Genomic DNA, 16,001 nt, shown 5'->3' with positions numbered 1-16,001 from the left:
GAATGTGCAAATTATGCACATTGGTAAACATCATCTGCACATCTGCACATCTATAATTTGCACATCAAAACTATGTTTAAGAAAATATTAATAGCCAACCGTGGCGAGATTGCCCTGCGAATTATTCGTACCTGTAAGGAAATGGGCATCAAAACCATAGCGGTTTATTCCACTGCCGATAGGGATAGCCTCCACGTACGTTTTGCCGATGAGGCCGTATGTATTGGCCCCCCTGCAAGCCGCGATTCGTACCTCAATATCCCCAATATAATTTCTGCTGCCGAATTAACCAATGCCGATGCTATCCATCCGGGCTATGGTTTCTTGTCGGAAAACGCGAAGTTCTCTGCTATTTGTGCCGAATATGGTATCAAATTTATCGGCGCCACTGCCGATCAGATCAACAGAATGGGCGATAAAGCTTCGGCTAAAGAAACCATGAAAAAAGCCGGTGTTCCCATTGTTCCGGGTTCCGAAGGCTTACTTTCCGATATTAAAACAGGCATCGTGATAGCCAATAAAATTGGCTACCCGGTTATACTAAAAGCAACCGCCGGTGGTGGTGGCCGTGGTATGCGTATTGTTTGGAAAGACGAAGAATTTGAAAATGCCTGGGATAGCGCACGTGCCGAATCAGGAGCAGCCTTTGGTAACGATGGCCTGTACCTGGAAAAATACGTACAGGATCCACGCCATATTGAGATACAGGTAGTGGGCGACCAGTACGGCAAAGTTTGCCATTTATCTGAACGTGACTGCTCTATCCAACGCCGCCACCAGAAATTGGTGGAAGAAGCGCCATCTCCTTTTATGACAGATAAACTGCGTAAAAAAATGGGCGAGGCTGCTATTAAAGGTGCAAAGGCAGTAAAATACGAAGGTGCCGGTACTGTAGAGTTTTTGGTTGATAAAGACCGCAACTTCTACTTTATGGAAATGAACACCCGGATACAGGTAGAACACCCGGTTACTGAAGAGGTAATTAATTTCGACCTGATAAAAGAACAAATAAAAGTTGCCGCAGGTATCCCAATCTCGGGTAAAAACTACGAGCCAACCATGTGCGCCATTGAGTGCCGCATTAACGCCGAAGACCCTGCCAACAACTTCCGCCCTTCACCGGGTAAAATAACCAACTTCCACTCTCCCGGAGGCCATGGTGTACGTGTAGATACGCATGTGTACAGCGGCTATACCATTCCGCCTAACTACGATTCGATGATAGCCAAAGTAATATGCATGGCGCAAACACGCGATGAGGCATTGGCAACCATGGAGCGCGCGCTAAGCGAGTTTGTTATAGAAGGTATAAAAACCACCATCCCATTCCATTTAAAATTACTTAAGGATCCCAACTTTAGGGCGGGTAATTTTACTACCAAGTTTATGGAGACCTTTGAATATTAATAAATAAAAACTTTCCGGGTAACATATAACGTAAATAGCATTCCGGCGTTAATGGAGTGATATTTAAAACAACAATGAGCGATAACAAACTGATAAAGGCCATAAAAGAAAAAGGCCAAACCATGGAAGCCGAAATGTCTTTTTTTGACCATTTGGAGGCTTTGCGCTGGCACCTTATCCGCGCAGCTATTGCTATTGTTGTTTTCACCATCGGCGCGTTTTATTTTTACGATTTTATTTTCGATACCGTTATCCTCGGCCCCAGCCGCACCGATTTTTGGACTTACCGCATGCTTTGCAAACTGGGCGACCTGTTAGGCAAGCCTGGCTTTTGTATCGATAAAATAAATATCAAGCTGATAAATACCGAGATGGCCGGGCAATTCACCCTGCAAATAAACTCGTGTTTGTTAATTGGCGTAATGCTGGGCTTCCCTTATTTATTGTATGAGGTATGGTTGTTTGTAAAACCGGCCCTGCACGAGAAAGAACGTAAAGCGGCTACGGGCTTTGTGTTTTATGCTACCTTCCTGTTTGTCCTTGGCATAATGTTTGGATATTATGTGATAACGCCGGAGTCTATTAATTTTTTATCCGGGTTTAAGGTTAGCGAAAAAATTGAGAATTATTTCGATATAGATTCGTACCTGTCATCGGTAGCCACCTTAACCCTTGCCACAGGCATCGTGTTTCAACTACCAATATTGGTATACATCCTATCCAGCCTCGGTATTTTAACACCCCAATTTATGCGTAGCGGCAGGCGGTATGCAGTAGTTGCCATTTTGGTGATAGCTGCCGTTATTACCCCAACGCCCGATATGATGACCATGACCATTGTGAGTATCCCGCTCTTTGTTTTATATGAAGTGGGTATTGTGGTAGCTGGCGTGGTTGAAAAACGCAAACTTAAACGCGCAGCAGAATTGGATTTGTAAGCCTCTCCACTAAGCGGGAATATTAAAAGCTTTGCCCTCTCTTTTCAAAAAGAGAGGGCTTTTTTGTCACCGCCGCCGCTCTAAATAAACCTTTAGCCTTCAAGTTCGAAATTGAAAATTCGAATTTCGACATTCCCCTTTTGTCACCGCCACCACTAAAATTGAGAAACCAATAAACCCTCGGCCTGAAAATTCGAAATTCGATACTCCCCCTCCCTTCCTTCCTATCAAAAAATTTACGTAAGCCCTTGTATAAAAATTATACATTTGAATAATGAAAACAGGGTTAAAAATTGCCATTGGTGCAGACCATGCCGGCTTCGACTATAAGCAAGCCATTTTGGGCATGTTTAATGATATTGAGTTTAAGGATTTCGGCACCGATTCGGCCGATTCGGCAGACTACCCTGATTTTGCACACGCTGTAGCATCAGCCGTAGAAGGCGGCGGTTTCGATTTCGGTATCCTGCTTTGCGGCAGCGCCAACGGCGTAGCCATGACGGCAAACAAGCACCAGAATATCCGCGCTGCTATTTGCTGGAAGGAAGAGGTTGCCATCCCCGCCCGCACCCACAATGATGCCAACGTACTGTGCATCCCCGCCCGCCACGTTACAATCGACGAGGCAAAAGCCATAATAGAACGATTTTTAAGCGAAGAATTTGAAGGCGGCCGCCACGCGAGGCGCGTTGGCAAAATAGGCTGCTAATACATTAACCATAGATAAATTAGAATAGATGAAGAAAGTATCACTTTTATTAACCGCCCTGGCCATAGGCGCAAGTGCATGTGCACAGCAAAATGCCACTGCGGTTAAGTACGGCAAGTTAATTACTGCCGAGGATGCTAAAAAGCACTTAAGCATTTTAGCGTCGGATGAGTTTGAAGGCCGCGAAACCGGCAAACCGGGTGCCGAAAAAGCCGCCAACTACATAGCCGGTGAGTTTAAAAAATTAGGGCTGCAAGCACCCGTAAATGGCTCGTACTTTTTTGATGTACCGTTGAGTGAGGTTTCGCTAAAGGTTACCGCTTTCAACATCAATGGGCAGGCATTCGCAAATGGCGAAGATTTTTTCCTGAACGGTTTGTTTGTTGACAAGAGGATCGTTTCTCCTGATATTGTTTTTATTGGATACGGCACAGAAGCAGAATTAACCGGAACCGATATTACCGGTAAAGTGGTACTGTGGATAAATGAAGACAAACCGGAAGCGGGAAAAACAGCAAACACCAGCTATAGGATGACAGCCGGCCGCCAGGCCATATTAAAAGCCATACAAGAAAAAAACCCGGCGGCTATTTTTGCAGCCAATGGCGAGCTTGGCCCAATATTGAAACGTTTTGGCAGCAGCATCCGCGGCGGCAGGTTAGCTATTAAAAAAGACGGTGGCGCAAAATTAAATTCAACCGCACCGGTGTTTAACGTTACTACTACCCTGGCAGATGCTGTAGTTAAACCTACCGGCAAAACCTACGCAGACCTGAAAACAACAGCAGCTACAGCATCACAAACGCAAGTAGTTAAATCTATAGCAACTATAACTTATGCTACCGAGCAAAAAGATGTAAAGGCTGTTGATGTATTAGGCTTTATGCCCGGCAGCGACCCGAAACTGAAAGATGAAGTTTTGATCTTCTCCGCCCACTACGACCATATTGGTTTAGTAACCACCCCTGGTGCTAAAGATAAAGTAAACAACGGTGCCGATGATGATGGCAGCGGTACCACCGGTATGCTGGAAATTGCCCAGGCATTTACTAAAGCAAAAAAAGACGGTAAAGGCCCGCGCCGCAGCGTTTTGTTCCTGGGTAATGTTGGCGAAGAAAAAGGTTTATTGGGTTCTGAGTACTATACCGATCATCCGGTTTATCCTTTGGCTAATACCATTGCCGATTTGAACATTGATATGATCGGTCGTGTTGGCGAAGAGTACATCGGCAAGCCCGATTCTGCTAACTATGTTTACTCAATTGGTTCTAACATGTTAAGCTCGGATCTGAACAAAATTGGCGAGGATGCAAACAATACCTACACCAAAATGAAACTGGATTACAAGTATGATGATCCTAACGACCCTAACCGTTTTTACTACCGTAGCGATCATTATAACTTTGCCCGTTACGGCGTGCCAATTATATTTTACTTTAACGGCGTACATGCCGATTATCACCAACCAGGTGACGAAGTAAGTAAAATTAACTTCCCACTGCTGGCAAAACGCGCGCAGCTGGCATTTTACACCGGCTGGGAACTGGCAAACCGCGATGCCCGCCCTGTGGTTAATAAAAAACCAGCAGGCGGCACCCGCTAAGCATTAATTCAAACTTTTATAGGAAAGCGCCTCACAAGGGCGCTTTTTTTGTTTTATCACCATTTAACCCGCTTCGGTGTCCTCACCGAAGCCATCTTTGCACCCGTTGGAAGGCGGTGGTGGGGACACTACACCTGTTCGGAAGATAAATAACCGTCATGCTGAACTTGTTTCAGCACCCCACAGGACAGGTAACCTACACGCTAAGCCGCCTTGCACATAGCTACTTTGCATGTGGCTGCCGAAATAAATTCGGCACCTGGCTGTTTTGAATCTTCTGAACAGCTACGGTGGGGACACCAATACTGGGAGAAAGTGTTAAATTATAAAATAATACTTGCAATAATGTAAAGCATGCTTTACATTTGGTAAATTAAACTTTACAAATCATGAGAACACGCTATTTGTTTCCACACTGGACCCGGTATCTGGGATGGCTGCTGGTATTTGTACATATCCCCATCTTGCTCATCAAAAAGATGCTGGTGGACGAACATTACACACCTGGCGACACCGGTTTTTTTACTTCCGACCATTTGTTTTTTATAGCAACGGCGCTGTTTATGGCCATCGGATTATTCCTCGTTGCCTTCTCTAAAGAGCATATTGAAGATGAGCAGATCTCGCAGCTCCGTCTCGATTCCTTGCAATGGGCCATATATGTTAATTACGGCTTGCTAATTTTAACGTTGATAATTTCTAACGACCGCGTGCACATCCTCTTTTTAAACATGTGGGTTCCGCTTGCGTTTTTTATAGTACGCTTCCGCTGGAAGATATGGCAGCTTAACCGCTTGTTGAAAAAGGAAGAGGTATAGGCGATGAAGAACAATATAAGAGTAGAGCGCGCCATCAAAAATATCACCCAGGCCGAATTGGCCGAACTGATCAGCGTATCGCGGCAAACCATCAACACCATCGAAAGTAACCGCTATGTGCCATCCACCGTGCTGGCCTTAAAAATAGCCAGGGTGTTTGGCAAACCCGTAGAAGAAATATTTACATTAGATGAAGAGGATTAACTAATCTATAAAAAATGAATGTCAAGGTTTTTGATCAGGAATCAGCACCGAAGGCGCCAAAAGGATTCGCTCCGGAACTGTTCATCCCTAACGGGATAACCGATGTAAGTTTTTATGAGCAAGCATTCGGCGCGGTAGAGTTGCGCCGCTTTGGTAACGACGACGGTTCAATCCATGTTTCGGAATTTACAATTGGCAGTGCCATGTTTCATCTGCATGAGCAAACGCGGCACTCGGGGGGCTTAAGCCCGGATACAAAAGGGGGCACAACCGTTCTAATCGGTTTATTTGTAGATGATGTGCATGCGGTAGTAGCAAAAGCGGAAGCAGCCGGCGCAACAATTTCTTCACCGGTACAGGATTATGATTATGGCTACCGGCAGGGCACTGTCATCGATCCGTTTGGCCATCAATGGCAAATACAGCAGGTGATATAAAGGCGGGGAGTTAGAATCAAGAGTAAAGAAGCAAGAGACAAGAAATAAAAGAGAACCCTCTCCTTTGGAGAGCAATAGTCCATCGGAATAAAGTGTTTATTACATTTCTTTACGGGTTTATAATAAAATATTTAGGATCTATGGTGACACTATTATAGATAAAATGTGTTAACCCTGTATTTTTTTAGAACATTGATTATCACCTACTTGAAAAATATTTTTCGAAATTGTGTTAAGTTATGTTAACCCTAATTCCAACGTAAGGATGTGTGATGGTTAGTAAAAGAGGGCAAAATTGAGGCGATTCATAGCAGGGCTTGCAAAATCAAATATGCTGTCTTTTAATGAACTATATACCTTTGGAGGGTGCGGCCTCTGCGGCTTTACTGTTTCCAATAACAACAAACTAATAAACCCATAACCAATGGCAAACCACGAACCCATATTCGGACATGGCAAAATATGCTATGTAGAGATTCCGGCTCTCGATATAGAACAGGCGATAGCCTTTTACCAAAAGGTATTCGGCTGGGAGATCCGTAGCGATAACCAGGGCAACGCCAACTTTGACGATGGCACAGGCAGCGTTAGCGGCATGTGGTTTAAGGTAGACGAACCGGTAAAAACATCGGGCATGCGCGTATCTATCATGGTAGATGATGCGCAAAAAACGCTTAATGATATTGTGGCTGCCGGGGGCACCGTTGTTGAACCTGTTGATAAAGATTCGCCGGTAATCATAGCCCGTTTCGCCGATCCATCCGGCAATGTGTGGACGGTGTACCAGCATGGAGGGTAAGGAAGGGATGCAGGAGCTTAAGATGGAGCAGTCAGAACATTAACAACGCAACTCATTTTTTTGGTGGTGTTTTACTGCATGAGGTACCGGGCATCATTAAAAACACAGAGGTAAACATATCTGCGGCGGCTATTTAAATGGCAGCGCATTCGCACATCTGAAATCCGAGCATCTGCACATCCATAAATCACTATCTTTGTGTTATGCGTTTCGATATCATTTCCGTACTGCCGGGCTTGCTGGAAAGCCCTTTCGCTCACTCTATTTTGCAGCGTGCCCAAAAGAAAGGCGTGGCCGAAATAGTGGTGCATAACCTGCGCGATTATTCTACCGGCAAACAAAAAAGCGTAGACGATTACCCTTACGGTGGTGGCAGCGGTATGGTAATGACGATACCACCCTTCGCGGCATGTATTGAGAAACTAAAGTCTGAACGGGAGTACGATGAAGTGATCTTCATGTCGCCCGATGGCGAAACACTCAACCAGAAAATAGCCAACCAGTTATCTATCAAAGGCAACATCATTATCCTTTGCGGGCACTATAAAGGCATCGACCAACGCATCCGCGATATCTTTGTGACGCGCGAAATTTCTATAGGCGACTATGTGCTCTCCGGCGGAGAACTGCCCGCAGCGGTGCTGGTAGACGCTGTAGTAAGGTTGATACCAGGTGTGTTGTCTGATGAAACCTCCGCCCTTTCAGATTCTTTCCAGAACGACCTGCTGGACGCGCCTGTTTATACCCGCCCAGCCGATTGGAACGGCCACAAGGTGCCGGATATCCTTTTAAGCGGTGATACCCCAAAAGTGGAACAATGGCGCTTTGAACAAGCTATAGAACGCACCAAACAAAGGCGGCCGGATCTGTTAGAATGAGGAATAGCGGCGAGCCCCCTGGAGGTCATTTTTTCGAAACGCCTGGTGGCTCTGCAAATTTCTGTTTAATCGTCAGAGAGTTAGAGGGCTCGACGCCCATATTTTGTGCATAAAACATAAAATGTGGAAATTTTTAAAACATACTTTTTTATTTCAAATAAAATCCCTATTATTGCACTCCGATTTTTACGGGTTAAAAGTCGCTTTAAGAGCTAAAAATCATGGATTTAGTAAAATTTGTAGAAGAGCAATCAGTAGTTAAGAATCAATTTCCCGCTTTTAAAGCCGGTGACACTGTTAGCGTGTATTATAAAATCAGAGAAGGTAACAAAGAACGTATACAACTTTACCAGGGTGTTGTACTACAACGCAATAGCGTTGGCAACAGCGAAACTTTTACCGTGCGTAAAGTTTCTAACGGTATTGGTGTAGAGCGTATATTTCCTTACAACTCTCCAAACATCGATAAAATTGAAGTGAACAGTGTTGGTAAAGTACGCCGCGCCAAATTGTTCTACCTGCGTGCCCTTACCGGTAAAGCAGCCCGTATCAAATCAAAAAGAGTTTAATTTACATTTTTGTATATTAAGGCCTTTCTGCATCTGCAGAGAGGCTTTTTTTGTTTCAACCCGGTTTGCTGATGAGATACTTATTTTTTGTAGCTGCTTTTTTGATAGGGAATACTGCGCTGGGCCAAAACTTAACCGGTAAGTGGCAGGGCGAACTGCCTCAGAACAACCGGGACGTAAAATTTAAGCTGGAGATAGACCTGGTGCAAACCGGCAAAACGCTCAACGGCACCTCCACTTTTACTACAGTAGACAACCACAAGGTTGTTTTCGCCCTGCAGGGAACTATTGACGGCAAAAGTGTAATGCTGGAAGAGTACAAGGGCGTAAGTTGCGATTGCGAAAGCGGCAAATACGAATTTTGCCTAAAAAAAATGAAGGGTACTTTCACGGTAGATTCGCTGAACACACTGTTTGTGATTGACGGCACCTGGGCCAGCGATAAATCTTTCAACGGGAAGGACTACCTCACCAGCGCTTGCGAGCCAGGTCGGTTTACCATTGTAAAGCCTGCTTTTATTCGCCCGTTGGATGGTTATTACCGCAAAACCAATATTTCAAACTCAACAAAACCTACATCCTATGCCAATGCGCGCGAGGCCGACGTGGTGTTTGCAAAACGCGTTTGGCGCGAAATAGACCTGCGCGAAAAGATGAACCAATATCTTGCATCGCCCAAACAGCGATTGATGGATGTATTGCTTACTGCGGTGGAAAAAAGGGACCTGGTAGCCTACGATCCAACCTCTACCAAAGACGACCCCAATGGAGACGCTTTCTCCAAACGCTTAACCGTAGCAGAAGCGCTCCGCAGGCTTGCCGATAGCAGTGTGGTAGATGTGATAGATAAAAAAACTGGAGAGAAATCGGGCTCTAAAATTGTTGCCGGAGAGTTTAACCCCGATGATATTGTAAAGTTTCGCCTGAAGGAAGATTGGCTGTACGATAAACAGCGGGGTATTTTTGAACCGCGCATTATTGGCATTGCGCCGCTTATAAAAATTAAAACGGCGGGAGGTGTGACTAATAACGAATATCAGCCCGCGTTTTGGATCTATTTCCCCGAGGCGCGCAGCATACTTGCCACTAAGGAAGCTGTAAACCGGGGAAGCGATGCCACCGGCTTAAGCTTTGACGATGTGTTTATGAAAAGACTCTTTACCAGTTACATCATCAAGCAATCTAACGACCGGGATGAGCGCATTCGCGATTATACCCAAGGCATTGATATGCTTTACGAGGGCGAACGGCAAAAGCTAAACCTGAAAGGCTGGGAACTTGGGTTATGGCAGTATTGAGGCTGGTGAGGGGTTGATTAAGTGAGTGGTGAATGGTTCTTATTTCAACAAGTAGTATAAAAACAAAAAGGTTCGCAAGCGTAAAGCCGCGAACCTTTTTGTTTTATATCAGGCAAGCAACCACTCTTCACTCACTATTTTTTCGCCTTCGCGAATTTCTCTTTAGGCGCGATTTTAGCCTGCGGTCCTTTCTTTGCTTTTTTGGGTACATCTTCATGTTCAACAATCATGGTAGGTTTGCCATGAGCGTTATGTAGCGGTGCTGACGATGGCTCAGTAAAGTTCGGGATCTCTACTTCATCGGGCACATCGTCAATGTCTACAAATGTGCCTACGGTTGGCAGTTCGGCCAATATGGTGCGGCCACCTTTAACAACCTCGTTAATAGCAACGTTTATTTTAGAGTTGAGCGGTAAAAAGATATCCACCCGCGAGCCAAACTTAATAAAGCCAAACTGGTGCCCTTGTTGTACCTGGTCGCCTTCTTTTACGTACCATACAATGCGGCGGGCCAAAGCACCTGCTATCTGGCGGAACAACACTGCCACGCCTTCACTATTTTCGGTCACCACAGTGGTGCGTTCATTCTCGGTCGACGATTTTGGATGCCAGGCAACCAGGTATTTACCTGGATGGTATTTAAAGTATTTTACAAAGCCGCTGATAGGGTTACGGTTAATGTGCACGTTAATGGGCGACATAAATACCGAGATCTGGAGGCGTTTATCTTTAAAAAATTCGGTTTCTTCGGTTTCTTCAATTACTACAACCTTGCCGTCGGCAGGGCAAAGCACCTGGGTTTCTTCGGCATTAATGGCCAGTATAGGACTGCGGAAGAATTGCAGGATGATAAAAAACAACAGGGCCGACAGAATATAAACCACCCATTTCAGCGTATTGGCATCGGGGAGATAAAACTGGATCAGCGCATTCGCAACAGCGATGAACAAAACGCACAAGGCTATGGAGGTATATCCTTCTTTATGGATAGTCATATGAGCTTATATATTGGTTAAAAACATTCTTACAAAACTAAACATTTACAACAAAGTACAGGTATGTGTACACAATTGGCGCGGCAATTAAAAAACCGTCGAACCTATCCAGCAAACCGCCGTGGCCCGGCAATATGCCACCCGAGTCTTTTATGTTAATACTCCGCTTAAACATAGATTCCACCAAATCGCCCAGGGTGCCAAAACAACCGATAATGATGGCGATGGATACCCATTGGTTCCAGGGCAGATCGGTAAAGTACAGGCTGATGATAAAGCCTACTATAGCGGCTATTAAAACCCCACCGATAAACCCTTCCCAGGTTTTCTTGGGCGAGTGGCGCTCAAACAGTTTGGTACGGCCGAAGGCACGGCCCACTAAATACGCGCCGGTATCATTAGACCAAAGCATCAGCAAAAAAGCTAAAGGAAAATGGAAATTAAAAGCCCCCCTAACATACGCCAGCGCATGAAAAAATGTAAATGGTAAACAAACCAGTACCAGCCCGCCAAGCGTGTAAGCGATATTGGTAAACGGCGCAACCGACAGCTTAAACAGCTCTTGTATAAAAACAGCGCTGATGGATAAGGTTATCAAAAACAACAATTTGTGCAATAATGGGCTATCCTGGTAAGTAATGAACGCGAAAACACCATAAATAAGCACCGCGTTAATAAACCCCGCCGCTCTGTTGGGTTGTATGCCGCTTTTGATATTAAGCCCGTAGAACTCGTGCAGGCAAAGCAAGCTTAGTACAAGGTAAAATATTCCGAAGGGATAATGGCCGAGTAATACCGAGCCTAACATTACAATAATAAAAAAGAAGCCTGTGATGGCGCGTGTCTTCATAAGTTCAATTGGTTCAATATCATTATTTCAACGGCAGTGCTAAAGTTTTCCTGGTGAATGTACACCTCAATGTCGCCAAAATCGTGATGGGATGATGCCTGCCGGTTAAGCAAAACAGCATCAATGTGGTGGCCGGTAAGCATTTGCTTAACAATTTCTGATTGATAAAAATTGGTTGATGTAAAAATTTTAACCCAGTTCTTCTCCATTAATGTTAACAGCCCGCTTTTTGCCCGATGTTATGTTTTTGTAAATTAACAGCAAAATTATAACAATTATCGCGCTAAATATATAGCCGCCGTAAGTAAATGTGTGCGTGTCGTCGGGGTTTATCTTAATTTTTTTCTGCTGATACAAATATGTTACAATTACGGCACTACCGTTATTTATAAAGTGTGCCCACACTGCGGGCCAGATGCTGCCGCTCCATATAGCGAAATACCCCATTAAGGCGCCTAAAAGCACCCTCGGCAAAAAACCAAAAAACTCCAGATGGAAAGCGCTGAAAATGATGGCGGTTACCCAAACAGCTACATGCTGGTTTTTTGTCCACCGGTACATAATAGGCTGCAACACCCCGCGAAACATAAACTCTTCGGCAATGGCGGTTAGCAAACCCACAAGCAGCAGGTTTTTAAACATATCGCCGATGGTGTTCATTTTCAAAATAGCTTCGGTAAGTTTTTGTGCGCGGTCTTCGCTTTCGCGGATCATTTTTTCCAAGCCTTTAAGGGCGGCGGGCAAGTTAAGATGCTGGTTTACGCGGCTCAATAATTCTATCAGCGGCAAGCATAGCATCATAATAAAAAACACAACCACCAGCGTTTGCCATGGAAAAGGCTTTGCCACGCCCATCAGATCCTTAGGTTCTTTCACCACCAACCGCGCGAATATTACCGACGAAATAAAAATGGGGAAAGTCATGGCGATGATCTGCAAAAGGTACAAAGCCTGTCCAACATTCGGGTTGCGGAAGTTTAAGGCACCAATATCTTCTATTAGGCCACGCCCGTAAATCCCGACCGCCAAGAGGCCGCCAATAACATTACAAACGATAAATATCCCGGCAAAAAGAAGGAGGAAATAAAGCAACTGCCTGCCCGGCGATAGCTGATTTACAGGCTGTTTTACCATTTAGCTTAAATTTCGTAAATTTGCACGAATATAATTCATGTCGGTACAAATAGGAAATATTGATTTAGGGGAATTCCCGCTGCTGCTGGCACCGATGGAAGACGTGAGCGATCCGCCTTTCCGTTACGTGTGCAAGCAAAATGGCGCGGATATGATGTACACGGAGTTTATTTCTTCGGAGGGATTGATCCGTGATGCTGCCAAAAGCCGCCAGAAGCTGGATATATTTGAATACGAGCGCCCCATAGGCATCCAGATCTTCGGCAGCGATATCGACCATATGCGCGAAGCTACCGAGATAGCCTCCCTTGCTGGTCCCGACCTGATGGACATCAACTACGGCTGCCCCGTTAAACAGGTTGCGTGCCGCGGCGCAGGCGCAAGCTTGCTACAGGATATTGATAAAATGGTGGCCATGACCAAAGCGGTTGTTGGCGCTACGCATTTGCCCGTGACTGTAAAAACCCGCCTCGGCTGGGACGATAATACCAAAAATGTTTACGAAGTAGCCGAACGCCTGCAGGATGTAGGTATAAAGGCACTGACCATACACGGGCGTACCCGTTCGCAAATGTACAAAGGCGTTGCCGATTGGAGCCTGATACACGATATTAAAAAAAATCCGCGTATTAAGATCCCCATCTTCGGTAACGGAGATATCGATTCGCCGGAGAAAGCAGCCGAATGGCGCATGCAGTTTGAGGTGGATGGAATGATGATCGGCCGCGCGGCCATTGGTTACCCCTGGATCTTCCGCGAGATAAAGCACTACTTTAAAACCGGCGAGCATCTGGATAAGCCAACCATTTCCGAGCGTATAGAGGTTTGCAAAACCCACCTGCAAAAAAGTATGGAATGGAAAGGCCCGCGCACCGGTATTTTTGAGATGCGCCGCCACTATAGCAACTATTTTAAAGGCGTGCCCGATTTTAAAGAGTTTAGGATGAAACTTGTTACTGCAGGCACCGTAGAAGAGATCATGGATATTTTAGCAGCGGTTGACAAAAAATATGCGTTTGAAATGGCGTAATATTTGTTTGGATGCTATATATTTGAATTAAAAGAGATTAACAAGCAATGGCTACTACCATAACTGAAGGTGTTAAGGTTTCAGTTGAAACAATTTACCAGCCCGAATATTCTAACCCGGCTAACGACCACTTTATGTTTGCCTACCGGGTGAACATAGAGAACATGAGCAATTATGCCGTGCGCCTGCTAAGCCGCCATTGGTACATATTCGATTCTAATGGTGCCAAACGCGAAGTAGAGGGCGAAGGTGTGGTAGGCCAGCAACCCATTATTGAACCCGGCACCTCGCACGAATATGTATCAGGCTGCAACCTCAAAACCGATATGGGCAGCATGAAAGGTGAATACCAAATGGAACGCCTTTTAGATAATTCCCTCTTCAACGTACAAATACCGGAGTTTTATTTGGTAGCGCCGTACAGGTATAATTAGGAATCTTTCAGGTGTTTCCTCCGTCCGATTATCAAACTTAATATAATTAAGCACTTACATAATCGAAATAATTCTTTCCCCGAGCTTTAGTTTGAGGATATAAATACTTTATTTTAATAGCATTTAAACTAAAGTATGACTTTATCTCTGATGTAATTCCTAATAATTCCATTTGTAGATATTTCTTTAAAAAACTTATCATGGTTGTAAGAGTCGCCCTGTTTAGATTTTTCGTCTTTGACCACTTCACCAATCAACTTAATGGACTTTTCGATATAAGATGTTAAATTATCGTTCAAGACAGCTATCCTGATAATTTCCTTTTCCTTCGGTCTAGCAAGGGCCTCGTAGTTTGTTTTAAAGTCGCTTTCGTAAATTATTTTTACACCATTTAAAATGTGAAATGTAGCTCTCGAAACAAATGCGTCTTCTTCATTAAACGAAGTATTGCTTCTTTTTTTTGCTTGGATACTTTTTTTCAGGTCTATTAATGGTTTGTAAATTTTCTGTAGCATTAGAAGTTTAGTGGCATTTATTATGTTCTCTTCAAATATTTTGTCGTATAAATCGCTAAAGACTCTCGATTTACTGTTTTTTGCTTCGGATGGCATATCTAAAAAATATGCAATACATAGTTGTCCTAACAATTCATTATTTAAGACAGTTGAATGAGGTTTGTCAAAATGCTGATTTGGTTTTCGTTCATAATGATACCCTAACACTAAAAACTCTTCTTCAAGTTTCTTTTGTATTAAGTCGTTAGAGTGGAGGTCTCTGTTACCAACAGGAATTTGACTATTAGAAGTTTCACTAATTATATCACTAATAGGGTCGTTTTTCCTTGCAATACAAATCCTTATGAGGATTTCAACCATATCCAATTTGTCTTTAGAGGTTTTATAAACTTCAAATAATGAATGTGAGGTTTGACCCCCATTTATGATTTGTAAATTTGTAAGCTCTACCAATGGTGAGGGAGTGTTGGGGCGATAATCAGCTTCTTGACACAATATTGTGATACCATTATTCATATAAAAAAATTGATAATTAGACTCTGATTTTGCCGATTCTATTATCGCCTTGTTTACTCTATGCTTCGGTTTGTATACTCGGACATTTTCATTAAATATATCTTCGTTGATTAAATTATGATTTTCAGGATCTTTAATCAAGTCAATTAAATCATTTGCTGAGACCGCGCCAATAAGCGTTTTAATGTTTCCATTTGATTTTTCGAGATACTGGCGATCTATAAACCTGAGTTTTCCATTGATCAGTTTTACCTTGTTTTCAAGAATTTTAGAAACTAAATCTTCTTGATCATAATAGATAGGTGGTTCAACCGTTTTGAATTTATCAATAGCATTATTAAGTTTTAATTGCGCATGGGGTACGGGCTTTTCTTTATTGGAGGCTATGTGTATTTTGAAATCAATTCTGCCTTTTGAAATCAATTCTTTGATCTCTTCATACTTTTCCCAAACAGCGTCATTTACCGTGCTTTTTAATAAATTACCGGCGATAATGCTTTCAACTGTGAGAACAAACTGATCTATTTCGCTTTCAGGATAATTCTTTTTAGTGAATTCGAAATTGTCCGTGTATTTAAAAGTTAAGATGTGTATCGTCATATCCGCAATATATATCGCATCAATTTCTCCATCCATTGGCCCATCGGTAATTGCTTCTTCTATTTCATCGCCATTTAATTTTAATATTATCTGTAAACATAGTCTGATAAAGGCCATTCCTTTAGGCTCAATTTTTTCATCTTGGACGATCTTATTTACCTTTTCATTTAAGATACTAAAGCTTGCTAAGTTGGTCATGTGAATAGGTTAGTTTGTTCTATGGTAAATATAAAATTTATTTTTTGATACTATTCGGCAGCAGTAACT

The 16,001-nt window shown here is 43.5% G+C and carries 17 protein-coding genes and 1 pseudogene; 13 read left to right on the top strand and 5 right to left on the bottom strand.

Translation table 11 applies throughout. The annotated features are described in order from the left end of the window. Positions 1-72 precede the first annotated feature (72 nt). The 11 genes from accC to gldN all read left to right on the top strand — a co-directional run bounded on the left by accC (position 73) and on the right by gldN (position 9,660). Positions 73-1,407 (top strand): acetyl-CoA carboxylase biotin carboxylase subunit, encoded by a 1,335-nt coding sequence (accC, locus tag ABIX36_RS10400; protein WP_348082102.1) that lies wholly within the window; start codon positions 73-75, stop codon positions 1,405-1,407. A gap of 74 nt (positions 1,408-1,481) precedes the next feature. Then, positions 1,482-2,345 (top strand): twin-arginine translocase subunit TatC, encoded by an 864-nt coding sequence (gene tatC, locus ABIX36_RS10395; RefSeq protein WP_348082101.1) that lies wholly within the window; start codon positions 1,482-1,484, stop codon positions 2,343-2,345. Between the two features lie 274 nt (positions 2,346-2,619). Further along, complete coding sequence (locus ABIX36_RS10390; protein ID WP_348082100.1) at positions 2,620-3,054, top strand: RpiB/LacA/LacB family sugar-phosphate isomerase; 435 nt, start codon at positions 2,620-2,622, stop codon at positions 3,052-3,054. A gap of 28 nt (positions 3,055-3,082) precedes the next feature. Further along, positions 3,083-4,657, top strand: a complete 1,575-nt coding sequence (locus tag ABIX36_RS10385; RefSeq protein ID WP_348082099.1) for a M28 family peptidase — start codon at positions 3,083-3,085, stop codon at positions 4,655-4,657. Between the two features lie 389 nt (positions 4,658-5,046). Further along, positions 5,047-5,475, top strand: coding sequence for a hypothetical protein (locus ABIX36_RS10380; RefSeq protein WP_348082098.1), 429 nt, complete (start codon positions 5,047-5,049; stop codon positions 5,473-5,475). A 3-nt stretch (positions 5,476-5,478) separates the two neighbouring features. After that, the gene (locus ABIX36_RS10375; RefSeq protein ID WP_348082097.1) at positions 5,479-5,679 is read left to right on the top strand and encodes a helix-turn-helix transcriptional regulator; all 201 of its coding nucleotides are present in this window, start codon (positions 5,479-5,481) and stop codon (positions 5,677-5,679) included. Between the two features lie 14 nt (positions 5,680-5,693). Continuing rightward, positions 5,694-6,116: a VOC family protein gene (locus ABIX36_RS10370; protein WP_348082096.1), complete on the top strand. Its 423-nt coding sequence runs from the start codon at positions 5,694-5,696 to the stop codon at positions 6,114-6,116. A 424-nt stretch (positions 6,117-6,540) separates the two neighbouring features. Continuing rightward, a complete protein-coding gene (locus tag ABIX36_RS10365; RefSeq protein ID WP_348082095.1) occupies positions 6,541-6,915 on the top strand; it encodes a VOC family protein in 375 nt (124 codons plus the stop codon). A 203-nt stretch (positions 6,916-7,118) separates the two neighbouring features. Continuing rightward, positions 7,119-7,793: a tRNA (guanosine(37)-N1)-methyltransferase TrmD gene (gene trmD / locus ABIX36_RS10360; protein ID WP_348082094.1), complete on the top strand. Its 675-nt coding sequence runs from the start codon at positions 7,119-7,121 to the stop codon at positions 7,791-7,793. Positions 7,794-8,014: 221 nt separating this feature from the next. After that, on the top strand, positions 8,015-8,362 hold the full coding sequence (gene rplS, locus ABIX36_RS10355) for a 50S ribosomal protein L19 (protein WP_128533994.1): 348 nt from the start codon (positions 8,015-8,017) through the stop codon (positions 8,360-8,362). Positions 8,363-8,433: 71 nt separating this feature from the next. Then, on the top strand, positions 8,434-9,660 hold the full coding sequence (gldN, locus tag ABIX36_RS10350; RefSeq protein ID WP_348082093.1) for a gliding motility protein GldN: 1,227 nt from the start codon (positions 8,434-8,436) through the stop codon (positions 9,658-9,660). Between the two features lie 341 nt (positions 9,661-10,001). Here gldN and ABIX36_RS10345 read toward each other — a convergent pair. From ABIX36_RS10345 to ABIX36_RS10330, 4 genes and pseudogenes are all read right to left on the bottom strand, one after another. Further along, positions 10,002-10,655: pseudogene (locus ABIX36_RS10345) on the bottom strand (phosphatidylserine decarboxylase family protein); the annotation flags it as partial. Positions 10,656-10,692: 37 nt separating this feature from the next. Beyond that, on the bottom strand, positions 10,693-11,505 hold the full coding sequence (locus tag ABIX36_RS10340) for a phosphatidate cytidylyltransferase (RefSeq protein ID WP_348082092.1): 813 nt from the start codon (positions 11,503-11,505) through the stop codon (positions 10,693-10,695). Then, complete coding sequence (locus ABIX36_RS10335; protein ID WP_128533996.1) at positions 11,502-11,714, bottom strand: hypothetical protein; 213 nt, start codon at positions 11,712-11,714, stop codon at positions 11,502-11,504. The genes ABIX36_RS10340 and ABIX36_RS10335 overlap by 4 nt, the downstream gene beginning before the upstream one ends. Beyond that, positions 11,695-12,639, bottom strand: coding sequence for a CPBP family intramembrane glutamic endopeptidase (locus ABIX36_RS10330; protein WP_348082091.1), 945 nt, complete (start codon positions 12,637-12,639; stop codon positions 11,695-11,697). The genes ABIX36_RS10335 and ABIX36_RS10330 overlap by 20 nt, the downstream gene beginning before the upstream one ends. Positions 12,640-12,676: 37 nt before the next feature. Between ABIX36_RS10330 and dusB the strand changes: the two genes are divergently transcribed. Continuing rightward, positions 12,677-13,669, top strand: coding sequence for a tRNA dihydrouridine synthase DusB (gene dusB, locus ABIX36_RS10325; RefSeq protein ID WP_348082090.1), 993 nt, complete (start codon positions 12,677-12,679; stop codon positions 13,667-13,669). Between the two features lie 47 nt (positions 13,670-13,716). Next, entirely contained in the window at positions 13,717-14,103 is a 387-nt protein-coding gene (gene apaG, locus ABIX36_RS10320) for a Co2+/Mg2+ efflux protein ApaG (protein ID WP_348082089.1), read from the top strand. A gap of 128 nt (positions 14,104-14,231) precedes the next feature. Here apaG and ABIX36_RS10315 read toward each other — a convergent pair whose 3' ends face one another. After that, complete coding sequence (locus ABIX36_RS10315) at positions 14,232-15,932, bottom strand: AIPR family protein (RefSeq protein ID WP_348082088.1); 1,701 nt, start codon at positions 15,930-15,932, stop codon at positions 14,232-14,234. Positions 15,933-16,001: the final 69 nt, after the last annotated feature.

It is taken from the genome of Mucilaginibacter sp. (assembly GCF_039925265.1).
GTDB lineage: Bacteria > Bacteroidota > Bacteroidia > Sphingobacteriales > Sphingobacteriaceae > Mucilaginibacter.
The sequence above is the reverse complement of the archived record's forward strand: the minus strand, read 5'-3'. Positions and strand labels throughout refer to the sequence as shown.